This is a genomic window from Rhodospirillales bacterium, assembly GCA_016712595.1.
Classification (GTDB): Bacteria; Pseudomonadota; Alphaproteobacteria; order Rhodospirillales; family Defluviicoccaceae; genus Defluviicoccus.
The window spans coordinates 336,601-357,908 of sequence record JADJQT010000002.1; the positions used below are offsets into that span (position 1 = coordinate 336,601).

17 protein-coding genes are annotated in these 21,308 nt (G+C 62.3%); 9 read left to right on the top strand and 8 right to left on the bottom strand.

From position 1 onward, the window contains the following. Position 1 precedes the first annotated feature (1 nt). The 3 genes from IPK66_13480 to IPK66_13490 are packed head-to-tail and all read right to left on the bottom strand — an operon-like array spanning position 2 to position 2,813. Positions 2-943 carry a protoheme IX farnesyltransferase gene (locus IPK66_13480; GenBank protein MBK8176226.1) on the bottom strand — a complete coding sequence of 314 codons (942 nt, stop codon included), beginning with the start codon at positions 941-943 and terminating at the stop codon, positions 2-4. A gap of 45 nt (positions 944-988) precedes the next feature. After that, the gene (locus IPK66_13485) at positions 989-2,380 is read right to left on the bottom strand and encodes a cbb3-type cytochrome c oxidase subunit I (GenBank protein ID MBK8176227.1); all 1,392 of its coding nucleotides are present in this window, start codon (positions 2,378-2,380) and stop codon (positions 989-991) included. Then, entirely contained in the window at positions 2,370-2,813 is a 444-nt protein-coding gene (locus IPK66_13490; protein ID MBK8176228.1) for a DUF420 domain-containing protein, read from the bottom strand. Before IPK66_13490 ends, IPK66_13485 begins: the two co-directional genes overlap by 11 nt. Positions 2,814-3,296: 483 nt before the next feature. On the opposite strand from IPK66_13490, the gene coxB reads away from it, so the two are divergent. The 7 genes from coxB to IPK66_13525 all read left to right on the top strand — a co-directional run bounded on the left by coxB (position 3,297) and on the right by IPK66_13525 (position 10,685). Then, positions 3,297-4,160 (top strand): cytochrome c oxidase subunit II, encoded by an 864-nt coding sequence (gene coxB, locus IPK66_13495; protein MBK8176229.1) that lies wholly within the window; start codon positions 3,297-3,299, stop codon positions 4,158-4,160. 33 nt (positions 4,161-4,193) lie between these two features. Beyond that, positions 4,194-5,837 (top strand): cytochrome c oxidase subunit I, encoded by a 1,644-nt coding sequence (gene ctaD, locus IPK66_13500; GenBank protein MBK8176230.1) that lies wholly within the window; start codon positions 4,194-4,196, stop codon positions 5,835-5,837. A gap of 193 nt (positions 5,838-6,030) precedes the next feature. Continuing rightward, positions 6,031-6,567 (top strand): cytochrome c oxidase assembly protein, encoded by a 537-nt coding sequence (locus IPK66_13505; protein ID MBK8176231.1) that lies wholly within the window; start codon positions 6,031-6,033, stop codon positions 6,565-6,567. A 40-nt stretch (positions 6,568-6,607) separates the two neighbouring features. After that, positions 6,608-7,435 (top strand): cytochrome c oxidase subunit 3, encoded by an 828-nt coding sequence (locus IPK66_13510; GenBank protein MBK8176232.1) that lies wholly within the window; start codon positions 6,608-6,610, stop codon positions 7,433-7,435. A gap of 32 nt (positions 7,436-7,467) precedes the next feature. After that, positions 7,468-7,857 carry a DUF983 domain-containing protein gene (locus tag IPK66_13515; protein MBK8176233.1) on the top strand — a complete coding sequence of 130 codons (390 nt, stop codon included), beginning with the start codon at positions 7,468-7,470 and terminating at the stop codon, positions 7,855-7,857. A 117-nt stretch (positions 7,858-7,974) separates the two neighbouring features. Continuing rightward, positions 7,975-8,823, top strand: coding sequence for a DUF2189 domain-containing protein (locus IPK66_13520; protein MBK8176234.1), 849 nt, complete (start codon positions 7,975-7,977; stop codon positions 8,821-8,823). Between the two features lie 65 nt (positions 8,824-8,888). After that, positions 8,889-10,685, top strand: coding sequence for a pentapeptide repeat-containing protein (locus IPK66_13525; GenBank protein MBK8176235.1), 1,797 nt, complete (start codon positions 8,889-8,891; stop codon positions 10,683-10,685). Positions 10,686-10,699: 14 nt separating this feature from the next. On the opposite strand, the gene IPK66_13530 is transcribed toward IPK66_13525, so the two are convergent. From IPK66_13530 to htpX, 3 genes are all read right to left on the bottom strand, one after another. Beyond that, positions 10,700-12,385: a heparinase II/III family protein gene (locus tag IPK66_13530; protein ID MBK8176236.1), complete on the bottom strand. Its 1,686-nt coding sequence runs from the start codon at positions 12,383-12,385 to the stop codon at positions 10,700-10,702. Positions 12,386-12,462: 77 nt separating this feature from the next. Then, positions 12,463-13,794: an MFS transporter gene (locus IPK66_13535; GenBank protein ID MBK8176237.1), complete on the bottom strand. Its 1,332-nt coding sequence runs from the start codon at positions 13,792-13,794 to the stop codon at positions 12,463-12,465. Between the two features lie 130 nt (positions 13,795-13,924). Next, positions 13,925-14,785 (bottom strand): zinc metalloprotease HtpX, encoded by an 861-nt coding sequence (gene htpX, locus IPK66_13540; GenBank protein ID MBK8176238.1) that lies wholly within the window; start codon positions 14,783-14,785, stop codon positions 13,925-13,927. A 185-nt stretch (positions 14,786-14,970) separates the two neighbouring features. Here htpX and IPK66_13545 point away from each other — a divergent pair, with 185 nt between their 5' ends. Next, positions 14,971-15,126, top strand: coding sequence for a DUF1674 domain-containing protein (locus IPK66_13545; protein ID MBK8176239.1), 156 nt, complete (start codon positions 14,971-14,973; stop codon positions 15,124-15,126). A gap of 122 nt (positions 15,127-15,248) precedes the next feature. Here IPK66_13545 and IPK66_13550 read toward each other — a convergent pair whose 3' ends face one another. After that, the gene (locus IPK66_13550; GenBank protein MBK8176240.1) at positions 15,249-17,897 is read right to left on the bottom strand and encodes a PAS domain S-box protein; all 2,649 of its coding nucleotides are present in this window, start codon (positions 17,895-17,897) and stop codon (positions 15,249-15,251) included. Positions 17,898-18,362: 465 nt separating this feature from the next. Between IPK66_13550 and IPK66_13555 the strand changes: the two genes are divergently transcribed. Further along, entirely contained in the window at positions 18,363-19,286 is a 924-nt protein-coding gene (locus tag IPK66_13555; GenBank protein ID MBK8176241.1) for a hypothetical protein, read from the top strand. 81 nt (positions 19,287-19,367) lie between these two features. Here the strand turns inward: IPK66_13555 and acs are convergent, their stop codons facing one another. Further along, on the bottom strand, positions 19,368-21,308 hold the full coding sequence (acs, locus tag IPK66_13560) for an acetate--CoA ligase (protein ID MBK8176242.1): 1,941 nt from the start codon (positions 21,306-21,308) through the stop codon (positions 19,368-19,370).

The following is a 21,308-nucleotide window of genomic DNA, read 5'->3' on the forward strand; positions in this document are numbered from 1 at the left end:
GTCAGAGCACCGCGAGAACGCTCATCGCTCTATCGAGCAGCAAAGCGGCGAAAATCAGAAACAAGTAAAGGATGGAGAAGAAGAACAGGCCGCGCGCCGTGCGCGGATCATCGCTGCGATAGACCCGAACGGCATGATGCAGCAACGCAACATCAAGCCCAGCAGCGGCGACGGCGTAGAGCCAGCCCGACATCCCCAGGATAACCGGTAGAAACGTCGCCGGAACGAGAAGCACGGTATAGGCGAGGATTTGCGTGCGGGTCGAACGCTCGCCCGCCACGACCGGCATCATCGGCACGCCGGCGCGGTCATAGTCACCTCTGCGGAAGAGCGCCAGCGCCCAGGAATGAGGCGGCGTCCACAAGAAGATGATCGCGAATAGCGCCAGCGCGCTCCAGGATACGTCGCCGGTCGCCGCCGCCCAGCCGATCACCGGCGGAAGAGCACCGGACGCACCGCCAATAACAATATTTTGTGGTGTTCTCCGCTTCAGCCACATCGTATAGATAAACACGTAATAGACGATGGTCAATGCCAGCAGGCCAGCGGCGGCGACGTTGACCAACGTCGCCATCGAGGCGACGGACAGGCATGCGAGCACGACACCAAAAGCGAGCGCCGAGGCCGGCTGCAGTCGGCCGGCGGGAATCGGGCGGTTCATCGTTCGTTGCATGACGCTGTCAATGTCGCGGTCGTACCACATGTTGATGGCTCCGGACGCGCCGGCACCGAGTGCGATGCAGGCAACGGCGACCAGCGCCGTGGCGGCATCCATCGGCGTGGGGGCCAGCAACAAGCCGACCATGCCGGTGAAAACCACCAAAGACATGACCCGCGGCTTCAGCAAAATAGCGTAGTCGCGCAACTGGAAGCGCGGTTCGGGCGTCGCGGCCGCCGCTGCGGTGGCGGCCAGCCCGGCGCCGTCGGATCGGACGGTGCTCACTTTTCCTCCTCGGGTACTCGTTCTGTTTATTCGTCTCCGGGCGGATTATAGGCGTATTTCTGCCGGGAGGGCCGTGTGATTCGTCATGGACGATGCGCGTAGGAAAACGGCGGCCATCGTCCAGACAAAGAGGATGCCGCCGATGATGGCGATGAGGCCGCCGAGGCCATTGAGGGCCATGCCGGCGATCTGCGCGGTATCGCTCAGTCCTTGGGCGTCGCCGGCGACCTTGCGCGGTGCGCCATGGCCGCCAGCGATGAACAGGCCAATGCTGGCGGCGAGTTGACCCCAGGCGAACAGATGGAGGATCAGCCGCATGCGCAGCGCGCTGACCCGTGGTCGGCCGAGCAGCGGCAGAATCCGCGCGTAAAACAAGCCGAAAAAGGCGAGGGTGATTCCGGCGATGACGCCGTGATAGTGCGCGGGCGTCCGCGTGTCGGTGCCGTCGACAAAGAGGCCGAGGCCACCGCCAATGCCAAACAGCAGCAGCGAAAGAGCAAGGGCGAGGAATGCCGGCTCGCGCCATGGCCACGGCCGTGCAAGCCGATTGAGCACACCCGCAGCCATGATCGCCGCGGCGGGACCGAAGGCGTACTGCATCCAGGTGAAGGCCGCGGTCTGTTCGTGCGAGAACATGGGCAGAGCGAGGTAAAAGACGGGCAGAACGGCCGCCGCGAGCACCAGCAGGGTATTGGCGGCAGAGGTCGCGGTGGTGGGGACGGAGCGGACATAGGGCGCGGACAAAGCCGCCCAGGCGGCCACCAGCATCAGCGCGTTGACGAACTGCAGGGCGTGCCCACCGCCCCACATCAGTCGCTCGTTGAAGTCGAAGGAAAAAGCGCTGCCGGCAAGAGTGCTCAGTGCAACAGCGAAGCAAGCGAGCGCAATGAGATAGACCAACGCGGCCGACGCGACAGCGGCGCAAGGCGGATCGCGTCGCAAAAGCCGCAGGCGCACAACAAGCAGGAGACGCACCGCGGTGCAACCAACGGCCAACGCCAGCACGGCGAGGCCGCAATAGTAAAGGGGATCAATGATAACCGGGACGTAGTTGTTGAGCGTCGGCTCGCCGCGGTCCAGCAAGGCGGGAACGAACAGCAGCGGCAGGGCGGCGAAGCCGCCGGCCAGGGCCGCCTTGCCGAGGGAATCGACCGGCAGTCGGCCCGGGGCCAATCGCTCGCGGACAATCAGGGTCAGCGCACCGAAAACGGCGAGGAACCAGACGACGAACGAAAAGACGACGTGGATGACGAGTCCCTTGTGGAAGAAGCCAACCGGCCAGGGAAAGACGGCCTCGATCCCGGGAACCCGCGAGAGGGCGAGGAGAAAGGCGAACACGCCGGCGATTCCGAGCGCGCCGACGGCGAGGACCGCCCAGCCGGTAAGCTCGCGGCGGAAGCCGGCGCGCGGCGCGAGCGATGCGCCGTTATCCGGCATATGCTGTGCCTGCATAGGGATAAAAGTGCACCGCCATGAGGTAGACGATCACGCCGGAGACAGCGACGAACATCCATATCGGCCAAGTGATGCGGGCAATGCGGCGATGACGGTCGAAGCGGCCGGCGAGGGCGCGCACAAGCGTAACCGGAACCAGCCCGGTGATGACCACCGCCGCCAGTACATGAATGATCAGCAGGGTGAAATAGACTTGGCGGACCATTCCCTCGCCACCGAACTTCGCCAGTCCGGCGTTGAAATGATAGACGAGGTACGAGGCGAGAAACGCCGCCGAGACCGCCGCCGCCGCGAGCATGAACGTCCGATGCCGTTCCCTTTCGCCGCGACGGATGCAGCGATATCCCATAGACAGGAGCACGATCGTTACCGTATTCAGCGCAGCGTTGACGTGCGTAAGGTCAGCAATCTGCATTAATGTTCTCGCCAGACTGAGCGCAATGACGCGCGAACGGCGCGGGTACACGGCCCGATCGCGAAACGGCCGGATCGGGGGATCGTGTCATTGATCGGCGAGCTGGAAGAACACGCTCACGTACATCGCCAGTGCAGCAGCGGCGAGGATCGCCGCCAGCACGTATTTATTGGTCATTACGGTCACTTTCGCACCTGCATCCCGTACCCTCGAAGAACGCCGTACGATACGTCGATCGGACCGGAAATCAACAACTTCCCACGTTCGCAAACAGGTCTCGAAATGGCCATCCGTGACTCTAACAGGCGCGAAAAATAGTACTTTGCATGCGGATTTGCTCATGTTAGCAATTCTGGGGACGCTCCCCCGGCGGGCTATAAACGGGGATGGGGTCGACCACGGGCGCGCTCTGGCAATTTGCTCAGGCCCACATCAACATCGGACGGCGATGACCGCCGCCGGCAAACATAATGGATATTGCGCATGAGGGACGTTTTGCATCGGTGGCTCTCGTTAACGTCGGCAGCCGGACTCGGCATTTTTGCCTTTGCACAGAACGCTTTTGCCGAAGACGTGCTTGGCGAGGCCAAACCCTGGCAGATCAATTTCCAGAACGCGTTCTCGCCGGTCATGGAGCGTGTGCACGAATTTCATAACCTGCTGCTGGTCATCATCACGGCGATCGTCCTCCTGGTCCTGGCCATCCTTGGTTATGTGATTTTCCGCTTCAACGCGCGGAGCAACCCGGTCCCGTCGCAAACGGCACACAACACATTGCTTGAGTTCGTCTGGACCGTGGTGCCGGTGATCATACTTGCGGTTATCGCCGTCCCGTCGATCACCAATCTCTACTATTCCGCCCAAACCCCGCCAAAGTATGACTTGACCCTCAAGGTAACGGCGCATCAATGGTATTGGACTTACAACTATCCCGATAATGGTGACTTTACGTTCGACAGCATTCCCGTCGCCGAAGATGACCTGAAGCCGGGGCAGCCGCGGCTTTTGACGGTCGACAACCCGGTGGTTCTGCCGGTCGGCGCGACAATTCAGGTCTTGATCGCTTCTGACGACGTGATTCACGACTGGGCGGTTCCGTCGCTGGGACTTAAAAAGGATGCGTTACCCGGCCGGATTAACGAGACCTGGGTACGCATCGAGAAGGAAGGCACATTTTACGGGATGTGCTCCGAATTGTGTGGCGTCAACCACTACTTCATGCCGATTCAAGTGCGGGGCGTATCGAAGCCGGAATTTGACGCCTGGGTTGAACAGGCAAAGCAAACATTTGCGGTTAATGGCCACGCCGATGTAAATCTGGCGTCCGGAATGGCGGAGCCCCGCTAAGGGCAGGTGGAGCGGATAAGGGAGAAAGCGATCATGGCTTACGGTGCTGCCGCTGCTCACAGCGATCATGAGCATCATCCGACGGGATGGAAACGTTGGGTCTATTCAACCAACCACAAGGACATCGGCACGCTCTACATCATCTTGTCGATGATCGCCGCGTTGATCGGTGGCGGCATGTCCTGGATGATTCGCCTCGAACTGGCCGAACCCGGACTGCAGTTCATCCAGAACACCCAATTCTATAATGTCCTGGTGACCGCCCACGGCTTCTTGATGGTGTTCTTCGTCGTCATGCCGGGGTTGATCGGTGGGTTCGGCAACTGGTTCGTCCCGCTGATGATCGGCGCGCCGGACATGGCGTTCCCGCGCATGAACAACGTCAGTTTCTGGCTCACCGCCGCGGGCCTTATGCTCCTGGTTCTCTCGGCGTTCGTCGGTGACGGGCCGGGAACCGGGTGGACGGTGTACCCGCCGCTGTCATCGATCGCGTACCATCCTGGACCTTCGGTCGACTTCGGCATCCTGGCGCTGCACCTCGCCGGCGCGGGCTCAATCCTCGGCGCGATCAACTTCATCGTCACCATCTTCAATATGCGCGCCCCCGGAATGACCCTGCACCGCATGCCGCTGTTCGTCTGGTCGATCCTGGTGACTGCCTTCCTGTTGCTGCTGGCATTGCCGGTTCTTGCCGGTGCGCTCACCATGCTGCTGACCGACCGCAATTTCGGCACTCATTTCTATGACGTTGCTGGCGGCGGCGATCCGCTTCTGTGGCAGCATCTGTTCTGGTTCTTCGGCCATCCGGAAGTGTACATCATCATCCTGCCGGCCTTTGGCATCATCAGTCAGATCGTATCGACGTTTTCGAAGAAGCCGGTCTTCGGCTATCTCGGCATGGCGTACGCGATGACGGCCATCGGCGTTGTCGGCTTCGTCGTCTGGGCGCACCACATGTATACCAGCGGCATCGGGGTCAACACGCGGGCCTATTTCACCGTGGCGACGCTGATCATCGCCGTGCCGACGGGCATCAAGATCTTCAGCTGGCTGGCAACGATGTGGGGTGGGTCGATCGACTTCAAGGCACCAATGCTTTATGCCGTCGGCTTCATTTGGCTGTTCGTCCTCGGCGGCGTCACCGGTGTCGTGCTGGCCAACGCGAGCATCGACTTCGCCTTCCACGATACCTATTACGTCGTCGCCCACTTCCACTACGTCATGGCGATCGCCGCGATCTTCGCCATGTTCGGCGCTTGGTATTACTGGAGCGGCAAGATGACCGGCAAGCAGTATCCGGAAGGCTTCGCCAAGCTGCAGTTCTGGGTCTTTTTCGTCGGTGTCAACGTCCTGTTTTTCCCCCAGCATTTCCTCGGTCTCGCCGGGATGCCACGGCGTATTCCGGACTATCCCGACGTCTATGCCGGCTGGAACATGGTGAGCTCGATCGGTGCCGGCATCACCATGGTTGGGACACTGATGTTTTTTGCCGTCGTCTTTTATACCTTGCGTGCGGGCAAGCGGGCCGTCGCCAATCCCTGGGGAGAGGGTGCGACGACGCTGGAGTGGACCGTGCCGTCACCAGCGCCATTTCACACGCATGAAGAGTTGCCGGTCATCAGCGGTGGTTACGGCCATGCTCACCCGGGTCATGGCCAGATGCGGCCGGCCGAGTGATGCGGTCCCGTATGAGCGTGACATCCGTGATCGTTACCAAGGAAACCGTCCGCGCCGCACGCCCTCTCCCGCAAGGAGAGGGTGACGGCGCGGCCGACGCCGCTTGCCAGCGGTTCGGCGGAGGACGGCGGTGAGCCGCCCGGGGCGCAATCGCTGGCTCGTCGCCGGCGTATTGTTCGCGGTCGTCGGCGGCATGCTGGGGCTGTCGTTTGCCTCGGCTACGCTTTATCGGATGTTCTGTCAGGCGACCGGCTATGACGGCACGCCGAAGACGACGGATGTCGCGAAGCCGACGCGGCGCGGCGACGAAACGGTGGTCGTCCGCTTCGACGCCAACGTCAACCCGGCGTTGCCGTGGCGGTTTGAGCCGGCGCAGCGTCAGGTCACCGTGCATACGGGCGAGGAAACGCTCGTCCATTTCAACGCGACAAATCTCTCGGATCATCCGATCACCGGCACCGCGACGTTTAGCGTCGTGCCGGAAAAGGCAGCAGCTTACTTTGACAAGCTGCAATGCTTCTGCTTCAGCGAACAAACGCTCGAGCCGAAGCAGGAAGTTTCAATGCCCGTGGTTTTCTATGTCGATCCCGGCCTTTATGAGGATCCAACCACTCGGGACGTGAAGACGATAACCTTATCCTACACATTCTTCCGTGCGGAAGGCGAGGCGGAGCAGCAGAAACCGGCGCCGCGTCTTGCCGCCGCGCCAAGCGCAGGGACGGGCGGCTAGCCGCCGAAAATAAACACTCATTGAGAGGGGAGAAACGACAATGGCGAGCCCGGCAGCAGTGAAATCGCATCCCTACCATATGGTCAATCCGAGTCCCTGGCCGGCGACCGGGACCCTCGCGGCATTTCTTCTTGCCGTCGGTGGCATATGGTTCATGCATGGCGGCCCCGGATGGGCGCCGGTTCCCGGTTTTGCGATCCTGCTTGCGACCTTCTTCTTCTGGTGGCGCGACGTCATCAAGGAATCGCGCGCCGGAGTTTTTCACACCGAAGCTGTCAATCACGGGCTGCGCGTCGGCTTTCTGTTGTTTATCGCCTCGGAAGTGATGTTTTTCTTTGCCTTCTTCTGGGCTTACTTTAACGCGAGTGTTCCGCTGATTAATCGCGCGGCGCATACGACGTGGCCGCCGGAAGGCATCGTTCCTTTCTATGCCTGGGGGTTGCCTTTCCTGAACACGCTGATCCTGCTGACGTCGGGCGCCACGGTGACGATCGCCCACCATGCGGTGCGGATGGGCGACCGGCAGAAGCTCGTGTTCTGGACGGGAGTGACGGCAGCCCTGGGCGCGCTGTTCCTGATGTGCCAGGCGTTCGAGTACAGCCACGCCGCGTTCGGCTTCAGCGAGGACATTTATTCTTCTGCCTTCTTTATGGCGACCGGCTTTCACGGTTTCCACGTCTTCGTCGGTACCTGCTTCCTGTTCGTATGCTTCCTGCGGGCGCGCGCCGGCGATTTCACACCGGAAAAGCACGTCGGATTTGAAGCGGCGGCTTGGTACTGGCACTTCGTCGACGTCGTCTGGCTGTTCTTGTTCGTGTGCATCTACTGGATTGGTGGATCGGGCTATCACGGCCCGTACGGGCACTGATTGTCCGCGAGATCGCAACCGGTGAGGACGACGTGACGCAACCGCCGCCGCGGCCGAGCCTCGGACAGACCCTTGCACGTGGGCTGCGTTGCCGCTGCCCACGGTGCGGGCAGGGCCGGCTTTTCGACGGATTCCTGACGGTGACTGCACACTGCCGCACGTGCGGCCTGGGCTTCGGCGGCCACGACGCGGGAGATGGACCTGCGGTCTTCGCCATCTTCATTCTCGGCTTCGGCGTCGTCGGCATTGCCGCCGCCGTCGAGGTCGCGTACGCGCCGCCGTTGTGGGTGCACGCCGTGCTGTGGACTCCCCTCATTCTCGGCGGCGGATTGCTTTTGCTGCGGCCGCTCAAGGGTCTCATGATCGCGCTGCAACACCACTACCGGTCGGTCGACGAACCGCAACAACTGGGGGGAACTTAGAAAACAGACAGAGCCGACCGACGTTCGCGTCGTGGGCGGATCGGATCGTGCGCCGATAGAAGAAACTGATACAATCAACCGATAGAACAAAACGTCTGGGTATGGGGAGAGCGTTCCATGTCGACTTCGACTGAAGGCGTTTACCGCCTTCCGGTTTCCATCCGCATTCTCGAAGACGTCGACATTTCAGGAACGTGGCTGTCACAAGGCTGGCGCGATTTCCGCAGCGCGCCGGGTGTCAGCCTCGCCTATGGCGGAACCTTCGTCGTTATCGCGCTTGCGCTTACGCTGGGATTTTCCGTCGCCGGCCTCGGCGCGCTGATCCTGCCGATTGCCGGGGGCTTCGCCATCGTCGCGCCGATCCTGGTCGTCGGTCTTTATGACGTCAGCCGGCGGCTCGAGGCAGGACTGCCGGCGACACTCACCGACTGCTTCGGCGCCTTCTCACGAAGCGCCAGCCAGCTTTCGGCGATGGGCGTCGTGTTGCTGCTGTGTTGTCTCGTCTGGGTGCTGCTCGCGCTCTTGCTGTTTGCCCTGATCTTCGGTCGCGAGCCGCCGCCGCTGGACGCGTTCATCGTCGACATCGTCTTTTCGATCCAAGGTGCGTTGCTGCTCATCTTGGGCTCCATCGTGGGCGCCTGCCTCACGGCTGCGGTATTCAGTCTCACCGCCGTGTCCGTCCCGTTGATCTATGACCGTCCGATCGACGTGCTCACCGCGATCGGCGTGAGCTTGCTCGTCGTTCGCGGCAATGTGCGGGTGATGTTCGGCTGGGCTGCGATGATCGCGCTGATCACCGCGCTGGGTATCGCGACGGCCTTCATCGGCCTTGCCGTCGGCGTTCCCGTGCTTGCCTACGCAACTTGGCACGCCTATCGAAGCGTGATCACCGATGGTCCGATCTACGCGGACGATGCGCAGTTGCCGCCGGTGCGAAAGGTCGAAGACGCGGGCGCCGTCACCTGAGCGTACCGCCCAGTCCGGCCCCAGGAGCGGCGATCGACCCTGCCGACGGCCGGACACCGGCTCCAGTGCCGGACGAATGGCTCGCGAAAGCGATTGAAAGCCACGGACAATGGCTCGCATCGAACGGTGAAACCGGGCGCCGGGCGATGCTCTCCGGCGCGGTGCTGGCCAAGGCGTCGCTACGGGGCGCCCAGCTTCGCCAGGCGTGCCTCGCCGCCGTCGACCTCAAAGGGGCGAATCTCGCTGGGGCCGATCTGGCGAACGCCGATCTTGAGGCGGCCGATCTTGAGGGCGCAAACCTCGAGGAGGCGGATGTCCTTGGGGCTAACCTGCGGCGAAGCGTGCTGCGCGCGACCCGCCTGCGGGGCATCCGCGGTCTTGCGCGTGCCGCCTTGAACGACGCCGATTTTGAAGGCGCCTCCGGACTGACGGGCGATGAGTTTGCCGGCGCCGATCTCGCCGGTGTCAGGCTTCCCGCGACCCTCTCCTTCGAGGCCCGCCTCGCCTATATCGCCGAGAGCAGCCAGAACGCCCGGCCGGCGTTCCTATCGATTCTCTTATCGTGCGTGCTCATCATCCTTACGGTGATTTCGACGCCCGACCACGCCCTCCTGTCGAACGCGTCACTGGCGCTCCTGCCCGACTTGTCGATCAACATTCCTGCCGCCTCATTCTTTTGGGTCGCGCCGATTCTGCTGCTTGGCCTTTACGTCTACCTGCACCTGCAGATGTTCGGGATCGGCGAGACCTTGGCGTCGCTGCCCGCCGTGTTCCCCGACGGAACGCCGCTCGACAGGCGCGCCTATCCGTGGATCGGAACAAAACTCCTGCGGATGAAAGGTGGCTGGAAGCGCCTGCAGTTCGAGGAAATCCTCACCATCCTGCTCCTCTGGGGCACCGTGCCGGCGACACTTCTGGCGATCTGGATCCGATATCTGCCGCTGCGCGACTGGTTGGTCAGCGGGGTGCACGTCGTGCTCATTACCGGCTGTGCCTCGGCGGCGATGCGCTTTTTCGAGCAGACCGCTTCGACGATGTCATGCGGACGGATGCAGCTGACCAGGCGCCGTCCGTTGTTGTGCATTCTCGCTGCCATGCTCACCGCTGTTACGCTGGGTGTCGGCCTGTTTCCGATCGTCTTCGATGCCAACCCGCGAAAAATCGGCTTTTTCGTCGTCGATATCCGCGCGTCCGAACTCAAGGGTATGGATCTGCGCAAAAAAGATCTTCGCTATGCGACCGCTTCCAAATCCGACGTCTCCGGGTCTGATCTGCGCGATTCAGACCTGCGCCGCGCCGATTTTCAGCGATCGCGGTTCGAGGGCGCCGACCTCGAAAGCGCCCGGCTCGACCGCACCGACCTCGATGGCTCCGATTTTCAAAACGCCTGTTTGCGCAAGGCGGTGCTGATGGACGCTGATCTCGAAGATGCCGATTTCCGCGGCGCCTATCTCGGCCTCGCCGATCTTCGCACGCCGCTGTTGACCCGCGGTAACTTTGCCGACGCCAACTTGCAGGGCGCCAATCTGCGCGGCGCGGTTCTGGCGCAGGCGGACTTTTCCGGGGCCAGCATCGGCTGCTTTGTCGCTCACCGCAAGGAGCCGGACTCGGTCGTCGAATGTCCCGATTTTGCCGGAGCAATTCTTGACGGGGCACGCCTGTCCGGGGCCGACCTTCGCTACGTGCGCGGGTTGACGCCCGAGCAGCTCGCATCAGCCTGTGGCGACGCGCAAACGCAATTACCGCACGGTCTCTTTGTGCCCATGTGTCCAGAGGGCCGAGCGGTGGAACCGAGCGAACCGCGCTCCTCCGCGCAAAACCCCTGCGAGCACGAGATGCGCGATGACCGCTGGCAGCCGTAAGAAGGGCTTGCCCATCAACCGTCGCCATCCTGGCGGAACGCCCACTTGAGGCGGGCTCCATCGCGGCCGGTCTCGCCGGATACGACAATCTGTTGCGTCCGTCGCGGCTGGTCGGCCACACCGAGATAGGCGCTCTCCTCAAGTGAAAGCAACCCACCAACGGCGAGGAAGCGCCATACCGCCGAACTCGGCAGCTTCAATTCGACAGACACTCCATCTGCGGACAGGCTGGCGCGAACGTCCGGGTGAAGATGGAATCTCGCTTCGAAACGCCGCCCGCGCCGCCCGTCGAGGCTATCCTCGCCACGGATCTCGCTGCCGGCGTCAGTGACATAAAGCCGGCGACGATGAACGATGCCGAAGTGGCGATGGTAGCCGTCATGGCTCATATCGAGCCAGACGGCACCGTCGGCGGACTGCCGTTCGCAGCGCGTGTGGATCGGGCGCGTCGTGATCCAGCCGCCGGCGCGGACGCTGGCATTGCCGATGCCAACGGTTGAATGCGCGGCCGTCGATCGCAACGCGGCATGCCATCTCGGGTCATCTCCGGCGAAGGCGCCGCAGTTGACGACGAGGCGCTCACGCCCGATGCTCAATTCAAAGGCGAGCGGCGAGGCATGGCCGTTGGCCGGGGGAGAGCCGGCGTCGACGAGCAAAAGCATCCGTCCCGCCGACACACGCTCGAAGCCTGTCTGAGGCAGACTTGCGACCGCGCTGGTACTGACGCGGCTTGCCGCCAGCAGCGAATCGATCAACGTCCGGTCGGATTCCTTGGCGCCGTGGAAAAGCGCAAGCCTTCCGTCGCCGTGACGGAGGGTACGCAGTGCCGGCGCCATGATCTGAATGGCTGAATTCACCACATCGAGCGGCTGTTGATGCGCCTCATCGAGGGCCGAACGAATCTCCACCAGGGATCGGAAGATCGAGAGTTGCACGGCCGGATTTCGTCCGACGTGGCCACCATCAGCAAGGATGTGATGGGCAATCGCGCTTTCGAGCCGGCCTAACGCCGGCGCAAGCGGTACGGCGTCGAGGCACAACGCCGCGGCAATCTCGCCTTCCGCGGCGTCGAACACGCCCGGCTCCTTGGCGATGCTGTTGGCGATGCGTGCGAGGTGTCGGGCTTGCCTGCCGGCGGATTCAAGGAATCGGACGCGCTCGTCGCCATCGGCCCCGTCGAGAACGAACTCTGCGGCGGCGAGCCACGCGGCGAGACGTCGGCCAAGCACCGCGGGCGACCAGGCAAGCTCCGTCCAACGGCGATTTGCGCTGATCCAATTGGTGACGAGGGCGCGGGCGCGGACACGGGCCTCGCCGGTTCCGATGGCCGCAAGGTCGCCGAGCCAAGCGAACCCATGCAAGGCAGCGGCAAGCGTGCGTCCGGGGGGCAGGACTGAAAACGGCATGACGCCAAACGGCACGCGCCGGCCATAGAACAAGAACTCCTTGCCGACGATCGCGTCCGCCTGCGTGCGGTCGCCGGGCGCGTGGCAGGGAAAGCCTCTCAACAGCTGATTGGGAACCGGACCATCGAGCACGAGGCGACGGTAAAGCGCGGAACGAAAGACGAGATTTGAGCACAGCGCGCGGAGGGAACCGGGAAAGCCGTCTGCAGACATCGCCGTCGAGCCGATCGGGGGCCGCATATCGTCACGATAGGGGATGATGGCCTTTTCAACTGACGCCGATCCCTCTTTCATCGTTTCGCCCGCCCTCGCTGGTCGCGGCCCGACGCCGGGAAGAGAGGGCGCCATCGGCGGTGTTGCCCTCACTCTTCTTACCGACGCATCAGCCGCGCGGCAAAAAATCCGTCCATGCCGCCGACGTCGGCAAGGTAGAAAGGAAGAGTGCGCATATCTCCTTGCGATGTCAAAAACTGGTCGCATCCACCGATTTCAGCGGCATCGATGGGAGCGCGCGTCCATCCATCGGCCATATCGAGGAACGAATCAACCACCCCTTCGCCTTCTTGGACTTGGAGCGAACATGCGCAATAGACCAGGATGCCGCCTGGGGCTACCAGATTGGCTGCAGCCTTCAGCAATCGCGTCTGTAGCGCGGCGAGCTTCTTTACGTCCTCGGCCGATTTCAATCGGGCGACGTCGGGGTGGCGGCGGATCGTCCCGGTCGCCGAACAGGGAGCGTCGAGCAGCACACAGTCCGCCAGCCCCTCCGGTTGCCAGGTTGCGGCATCGGCGACGACCGTCTCGGCGGGCAGCCCAAGACGCCGCAGGTTCTCCTCAAGGCGCGCAAGCCGCTTGGGTGAGCGATCGAGCGCAATCACATGGGCGCCGGCCGCGGCGAGCTGCGCCGATTTTCCACCCGGCGCGGCGCACAGATCGAATACCCGCCGGCCGGCAACGTCTTTGAACAGTCGCGCGGGCAGCGACGCGGCGACGTCCTGGACCCACCACAGGCCCTCATCGTAGCCAGCGATCTCCGCTACGGCGCCGAAAGCGGGGAGGCGCAACGTGCCTGTCGGCAGGCGCCCGACATCGGTGCGGGCGAGAAGTGACGCGACGTTGGCATCGGGTTTGATCGTCAGATCGAGAGGTGGCTCGCCAAGGTGTGCCGTGGCGATGGAGCGCGCCGCTGCCGGCCCGTAAGCGTGCGTCCAGTCTCGCCATAGCCAATCGGGCGTGTTCAGCCGCGCGGCATCCTGGGCGGAAAGGATCTCGGCGCCTTCGGTGGCGAGGCGACGGAGCAGGGAGTTGATCAGCGGTACGTGCCCGTTTTGGCGCATGCTGCGGGCGAGTGTCACGGTGGTATGAACGGCCGCGTATGCTGGCGTGTTCAGGAACAGAAGCTGAGCGGCGCCGAGCCGCAGGAGGTGCTTGACCAACTGACGCCGTTCGGGAAGGGGGCGGGCGAGGCGCCCGTCAACGGCGTCATCAATTTGTCCCAGGCGGCGGAGGACGGTCGAGGCGAGGTTGAACGCGAACGCCCGGTCGCGCGAAGGCAATGGAATCGATTGTACCTGGGCATCGAACGCCTCGTCCAAGGGACGGCGCTGGTCAAGAACCGCCGCGATCGTCGTCAGGGCGGCGTATCGCGCCTGTTGACCGGATTCAACGCCCTCAGCGTCCCGGCTGAGATGCCCGGCGGCGATGCTCACGCGTGCTGTGGATCCGATTGCCGGCCGCAGCCGTTGCGCCGCAGGTCCATGCGCACGTGTTCCTTACCCGCAGGGTCCGTCTCCACGAGGCCCGTCCTCGGCAATGGCGCCTTCGCGGGGACCATCATCCCCAAGGGCCGGAACTCCCGGTGCGGGCGGCCAGCTCGCGCAGGGCGCGGACGCGGTTCTCGGTCGACGGGTGGGTAGAGAACAGATTGTCCATCGAGCGCCCGTGGAGCGGGTTGACGATGAAGAGATGCGCGGTGGCTGGGTTGTGCTCGGCGGCCGGATTGTCGATGCGCCGGGTGCTTGATTCCAGCTTCTGCAAGGCGGACGCGAGCCACATCGGATGTCCGCAGATTTCGGCCCCCATGCGATCGGCGGCGTACTCGCGTGTGCGCGAAATGGCGAACTGCACCAGCATCGCCGCCAACGGAGCCAGGATGGCGGCAAGGATACCGGTGATTGCTCCTGCCTGGTTTTCGCGATTCCCACCGAAGAACAGGCCAAAATTGGCCAGCATGCCAAGCGCGCCGGCGAGAGTCGCGGTTACAGTCATGATCAACGTATCGCGATTGCGCACATGCGCAAGCTCGTGCGCCATGACGCCCGCCAATTCCTGATGGCTGAGGGAACGGATAAGCCCGGTGGTCGCCGCCACCGCAGCATGCTGCGGATCCCGGCCCGTTGCGAAAGCATTGGGTTGCGGTGAATCGATAACGTACACGCGCGGCATCGGCAACTGCGCGCGACCGGCGAGCTGGGCGACGAGGCCATGGAGCTCCGGGGCCGAACGCGCGTCGACCTCTTGCGCATTGTACATGCGCAAAACGACCTTGTCGGCGTTCCAGTAGGCGAACACGTTGGTGCCGATGGCCACTGCCAGCGCCACCAGCATTCCGGTCTGCCCGCCAATCAGCCAGCCAAGGGCCAGAAACAGCGCGGTTAATCCCGCGAGCAGCAAAGACGTTCGCACCAGACTCATGACCGTAGAAATCCCGCTTGCGAGGAACGCCGGACATCGCACACGTTCGATAGTGTTGTAGTGATCGGTCGACCCTGCCACAAGAGATCAACCACGAAAGGATCGCCGCCGTGAACAATGAAACGCAGACATCTTCGGGTTTGGATTCACCAACGATCGCGGTACCGCCCGACGAGCAAGCGCCGATACCGGCCCGATCCGGCGATGCGCAGCTTGAGGGCGCGATACCGGCCGATGTGGGCCCAGGCGACGTGGTAACTGACGAGCTTGGTGGGCCGAAAGGGCTGGAGCCGACGCGCTTCGGCGATTGGGAGCGCAAGGGGCGCTGCATTGATTTTTAGTCGCGGGTCCTGCCCGCCAACCGCCTTGGCCGCTTGATGGCCGATTAGACCAAGCGTCTTTCCGCGCGTACGCCTGCTTTCGCGCGGCGGGAGTGACCGCCGGCAAATGACCGGTCCCGCGGTTATCCCAACAGGCGCATTCCGTTTCGGTGCTGGGCCTTCGTTCGATACATCTCGGTGTCCGCGTGGCGGCACAGCCCCTCGCGATCATAACCATCGTCCGGGTAGACGGCGATGCCGAGGCTGACGCCGATCTCGGCACGGACGTGATCGAGACAAAAGGGGCGCGAAAGCTCAGCCGTGATCTTGGCGGCGATCCGTTCGGCGTCCTGGCGTTCGTGCACATCGGGCAAAACGATCGCGAATTCATCGCCGCCGAAGCGGGATACCGTATCAGTCTGGCGAACGACGGAGCGCAGGCGTTGACCGACCTGGGTGAGCAACTGGTCGCCGGTCGCATGTCCCCAGGTGTCGTTGATCTCCTTGAAACGGTCGAGGTCGAGCACCAGGATGGCGACTTTCCTGGCGTTGCGTTGGGCGTGCAGGATGTCGTGCTCGATCCGGTCGTAGAGCAGGGCACGGTTGGCGAGCCCCGTGAGAAAGTCGTGCTGCGCGAGGTAGCGGATGCGGTCTTCGTGGCTCTTGCGCTCGGTGATGTCGTTGAGCAGGGCGATATAGCGACAGATCGTTCCACGGTCGTCGCGCACGGCAAAGGTTGGCATTTCGACGACGTAAATCTCACCATTCTTTCGGCGGTTGACAACTTCGCCCTTCCATCGTCCCCGGTCGGCAACGGCGGCGGTGATGGTCATAAACAAATCTACTGCCTGCCGGTCGAGGCTGAGCATACGCGCGTCCGAACCGATAAGTTCATCGGAAGAATATCCACTCATCTCGATTAGGGCGCGGTTGACGCTGAGGATAATGCCTTGATCGTCCGTAATCAAAATTCCCTCGGAACAGTTCTCGAACACCTCCGCCGACAGCAGAAGCATCTTTTCCGCTTCTTTCCGCTCGGTGATGTCGGTAATAATACCGACCAGCATGTCATTCCCGGGTTTGTCAAAGATCACTGATTTTTTCGTCAGGATCACGTGCTCCCGGCCGGCCGCATTGGTGATGACTTCTTCATTCAGATTGACCTGCCTGTGAGTAAAGACAAGATTGTCAATCTTGCGGAACACGGCGCACTGCTCTTCAAGGAAACACTCGGTATCGTCCGTGCCGACCAGCCGCTCGCGTGGGTATCCAAAGAAATCGCAGGCGGCATCGTTGACGAAGACCATCCGATGTTGCCGGTCCTTGACGAAAACAGGTTGAGGGATGGCATCGAGGACCTGACGGAAAAAGGCGTGGCTGCGGGCGAGGACTTCTTCAGCCGCCTTGTGTTCGGTAACATCGATGGTGATCGCGATCAGTCCCCGGGCTGCCCCTTCCGCGTCGTTCAACGGCGACTTTACCACCAGCCAGTGACGCAGATTTCCCTCGGCATCATGCCCTGAGGTTTCGTAAATCCGCCTCTCCGGTTTGGCGAAGAAGTCATCGTTCTTAAGACAAAACGCCGCCTCCTCGCTTGGGGAGAAAGCATCCCTGACGGACTTGCCGACGAGTGAAGCCCTTGCCCGGCCGACCAGATCGGCGAACGCTTGATTGCAATCGAGACAGCGGCCGTCGGTGTCGACGAAAAACACCGGCGTCGGCAGGTTTTCCAGCAGGGTCTGGTTGAATACAACGGAATCGCGAAGTGCCCGCTCGGCTTCGGCGAGTTGACTGGTGGCTTGCGAGCGGCGCGCTCCTTCCCGGCCGAGCAGCAGGCAGAGCACGGCCGCAAGAGACAACATCGCTCCGGCGAGCAGCGCCGGCCTGATGAGATGGTCACGCAGCAAACTGATCGGGGTGTCAGGCCGAAAAACCGCGATCGTCCAACCCTCATCCGGATCAAAGGTGCCGTCTGCGGCCGGCTGCGCGAGATCGATCGAGTTTGCGATCGTCCCGCCGGCGAAAGGAAAGGGCAAGGTCGCATAAAGGAAGGTTCCGTCGGTATCGCGATAAAGGCCGCTACCCGTCTGGCGGATTGTCGCCCATGCGTCGGGACGGAGGGCGGCAAAGCTCGTGCCTCGTGGATCGCCGATAACGGATTTAGCCGCGAGGTGTAATTCCACTGCCGAATTCGGTGATTCAATCCAGTTGCCATGGCTGTCGAGCACCATAACACCGCCCACTTCCGGTGCCGCCCGCCGGAGCGCGTCGAGCAAACCGGCAAGGGCGAGATCGACCGTCAGAACACCCTGATCGTTGCCGTGCTCATCCGCCAGCCGTTGAACGATGCGAATGAACGGAACATCCAGCCGGTTCGTGGGGCCGGACGGCACCGCACCGAATTTGACGACGGGCCGATCGTCCGTTCGCTCGACCCGCAGTTCGCGGCCGTCTCGCGCGTCGACCCATCGGAACATCGTATAGTCGTTCTTCGACGACGCGAACGCGAGGAGCGCGTCCGACAGTCGATGTTTCCCATCGATGTTGGAACTGCCGGCGTTGAGGTCGTCGCCGTCGACCCAGTGAGAAATCGTTGCGAGGTCTGCGGCGACACTGCGCAAACTCGCATCGATCATCGCCGATTGCACGTCAATGGCCTGGACCGTGGCGCGATAATCATGATCCTCGAGCGACTTCCAGCGATCGACGACAACGATCGCGAAGCCGACGAGGATGATGACCGCCGCCGGCAAGAAGCGCTCGAGAAAGCGCCGCCACGGTTGTCCTGCCACGCAAGCCGGAGCAAGAGACGCAGTGGCAATGTGAGCTTGGTTGGCACTGCTCAAGACGCAGAAGTTCCCCGGAGTGGACGCCATCGACCGAGCGAAAGCATAAGCGATAATCGTTAGCGAATTCTCAATGCGATATCACGCTGCCAAAGTAAAGGATGATCCGCTTCAGGTTCGGCGACGATGCGGAAACCAGGAGAAACAACCGTTATCGAGCGAGCTGCGCCCGCTATGAAGTCGAGAGCGTCGAAGTGCTTGGTATCATGGCGCGAGCCGCCGTCGGGGATTGCGAATCTCGTGCGAGCATTAATTTCTTCGGATGGGCTCGAGGCATTCGTCTGCTCCGCGCGACCGGCTCGAAACCTGTCGGGAACCACCGGTTTTGTATCGCCTGAATCCGGCTTCAGCTAAGATTTTGCCGCGCTCGCATCGAGCGCAAGCCATAAACAGAATTCGGCAGAGGACGCAATGGCGACAGTAACAGGGACCTCAGGCGACGACGCAATTTATGTGTTCAGTTCATCGGCGGGTGTGACTGGCGTTGCGACCAACGGCGCGGATACCATCACGGCGCTCGCAGGCAACGACAGCATCGAGTCCGGAAGCGGCAACGATACGGTCAACGCGGGTGGGGGTGACGACTATGTTCAAGGCGGCGCCGATAACGACTTGCTGCTGGGCAGCTCTGGCGTGGACTATATCGACGGAGGCGGTGGCAACGATACGGTCAATGGCGGCACGGGCGCCGATTACCTGATCGGCAACTTTGGCAATGATACCTACATCGTTGATAATGTCGGAGACAGTATAACAGAGTATAGCGAGTCAGATGGAATCGATCTTGTCCGTAGCTCCGTGACGTTCACGCTTGGCAATTATCTCGAAAATCTCGTTCTTACCGGCGGTTCGGCAATCAACGGAACGGGAAACGGGCTCGCGAACAGCATAACCGGCAATGGCGCGGCCAATGTTCTGAAAGGTCTCGGCGGCAATGATACCCTGAACGGCGGGGCGGGAGCCGATCGGCTGGAGGGTGGCGGCGGCGGCGACCGCCTGCTGGGCGGGACCGGGAACGACACGCTGATCGGCATCGTCGGCACCGACACGCTGGACGGTGGACCCGGCAACGACAACCTCAGCGGGGGCCTCCTTGCCGATCGGTTTGTGTTTAATACGCTCGCCAACGGCGTCAAAGAAACGGATGTGATCACGGACTACAGCAAGGCCGACGGCGACGTGGTCGACCTGCCGAATGCCGCTGCCAGCATCGCCTCGTTCGTGGCGATCGCGGGCGGGGTCCAGCTTAATCTCGTCGGCGGCGATGTGATCAAGGTCCTCGGAGCGGTCAGTGACGGTGATGCGCAGATCACCGACGATATTCTGATCGCATAGGGGATCGAACTAGAAAGAAAAAAACCGGCAGATGGGGCTTTTCGCCCCATCTGCTCGGAACAATCCGTCGCTTTAGAGCGTTCAGGCGCTGGCGCGGTGCTCAATCAAGTCGTTGACGACGGTGGGATCGGCCAGCGTCGACGTATCACCCAGGGACCCGAAGTCGTTCTCGGCGATCTTGCGCAAGATGCGGCGCATGATCTTGCCGGAGCGGGTCTTCGGCAGGCCCGGCGCCCACTGGATCACATCCGGCGATGCGATGGGGCCGATCTCCTTGCGGACCCAGGCCACGAGCTCCTTGCGGAGATCCTCCGTCGGGTTCTCCCCGGCATTAAGCGTGACGTACGCGTAGATGCCCTGGCCCTTCAGGTCATGGGGGAAACCGACGACGGCGGCTTCCGCGACCTTCGGATGGGCGACGAGCGCGCTTTCGACCTCTGCGGTGCCCATGCGGTGTCCCGAAACGTTGATCACGTCATCGACGCGACCGGTAATCCAATAATAGCCGTCCGCGTCGCGCCGGCAGCCGTCGCCGGTGAAATAGCGGCCGGGGTAGGTCGAGAAGTACGTCTGCTCGAAGCGGTCATGATCCTGATAGACCGTCCGCATCATGCCCGGCCACGCATCGTTGATGCATAGGTTGCCGGATGTTGCGCCTTCGAGAACCACGCCGTCGGCGTCGACTAGGCTGGGCTGAACGCCGAAGAACGGCCGCGTTGCCGATCCCGGCTTCAGCGGCGTGGCACCCGGCAGCGGCGTGATCAGAATTCCGCCCGTCTCTGTCTGCCACCATGTATCGACGATCGGGCACCGGCTGTCACCGACCACCGAGTAATACCACATCCACGCTTCCGGATTGATCGGCTCGCCGACCGACCCCAGGATGCGCAGTGAGGCCCGCGAGGAGGTTTTCACCAGCGCTTCTCCTTCGCGCATGAGCGCGCGGATCGCGGTTGGGGCAGTGTAAAAGATATTAACCTTGTGCTTGTCGACCACCTGCCAGAAGCGCGAGGCGTCGGGATAGTTGGGCACGCCCTCGAACATGATCGTCGTCGCGCCGTTGGCGAGCGGTCCGTAGACGATATAGCTGTGCCCGGTGACCCAGCCGATGTCGGCCGTGCACCAGTAGATGTCGCCGTCGTGATAGTCGAAGACGTATTGATGGGTCATCGACGCATAGACAAGATAGCCACCGGTCGTATGAAGAACGCCCTTGGGCTTGCCCGTCGAGCCGGACGTATAGAGGATAAACAACGGATCCTCGGCGTTCATCTCTTCCGGTGGGCAGTCTGCCGACGCGCCGTCCATCAAGTCGTGCCACCAGACGTCGCGGCCGTCCGTCCAGTCGCAGGCTCCGCCCGTGTGCTTGACGACGACGACCTTGTTGACCGACGGGCAGGTCGCCAGTGCCTGGTCCGCGTTGGACTTCAGCGCCACTTTGCGCCCGCCGCGCAGACCCTCGTCCGAGGTGACGACAACCGTGGAATCGCAATCCTGGACACGGTTAGCCAGGGAGTCCGGCGAGAAGCCGCCAAAGACGATGGAATGGATGGCACCCACGCGGGTACATGCCAGCATCGCCACGGCGAGTTCGGGGATCATCGGCAGGTAAAGGGTGACGCGGTCGCCCTTCTTAACGCCGATCCCTTTCAATACGTTGGCGAACTTACATACCTGCTCGTGCAGCTGCCGATAGGTGATCGCCTTAGAGACCGACGGATCGTCGCCTTCGAACAGAATGGCCGTCTGATCGCCGCGCGTGGCAAGGTGCCTGTCGAGGCAGTTAGCGGACACATTCAGCGTGCCGTCATAGAACCAACGGATATGCACGTTTGGGGCATTAAAGCTCACGTCCTTCACCTTGGTGAAGGGCTTGATCCAATCGATCCGCTTGCCGTGCTCGGCCCAGAACCCTTCGGGGTCCTCGACCGACCGTTTGTACCAGGCAAGATAGGTGTCGTTGTCGATATACGCAGTTTTAGCTATGGATTCAGTAACTGGAAACACGTGCTCTTCGGTCAT

Coding starts and splice junctions, on each gene's coding strand:
- IPK66_13485 (MBK8176227.1), bottom strand. CDS start 2,380: ATGCCGGATAACGGCGCATCGCTCGCGCCGCGCGCCGGCTTCCGCCGC.
- IPK66_13490 (MBK8176228.1), bottom strand. CDS start 2,813: ATGCAGATTGCTGACCTTACGCACGTCAACGCTGCGCTGAATACGGTA.
- coxB (MBK8176229.1), top strand. CDS start 3,297: ATGAGGGACGTTTTGCATCGGTGGCTCTCGTTAACGTCGGCAGCCGGA.
- ctaD (MBK8176230.1), top strand. CDS start 4,194: ATGGCTTACGGTGCTGCCGCTGCTCACAGCGATCATGAGCATCATCCG.
- IPK66_13505 (MBK8176231.1), top strand. CDS start 6,031: ATGCTGGGGCTGTCGTTTGCCTCGGCTACGCTTTATCGGATGTTCTGT.
- IPK66_13510 (MBK8176232.1), top strand. CDS start 6,608: ATGGCGAGCCCGGCAGCAGTGAAATCGCATCCCTACCATATGGTCAAT.
- IPK66_13520 (MBK8176234.1), top strand. CDS start 7,975: ATGTCGACTTCGACTGAAGGCGTTTACCGCCTTCCGGTTTCCATCCGC.
- IPK66_13530 (MBK8176236.1), bottom strand. CDS start 12,385: ATGAAAGAGGGATCGGCGTCAGTTGAAAAGGCCATCATCCCCTATCGT.
- htpX (MBK8176238.1), bottom strand. CDS start 14,785: ATGAGTCTGGTGCGAACGTCTTTGCTGCTCGCGGGATTAACCGCGCTG.
- IPK66_13555 (MBK8176241.1), top strand. CDS start 18,363: ATGGCGACAGTAACAGGGACCTCAGGCGACGACGCAATTTATGTGTTC.
- acs (MBK8176242.1), bottom strand. CDS start 21,308: ATGACCGAAGAGCACGTGTTTCCAGTTACTGAATCCATAGCTAAAACT.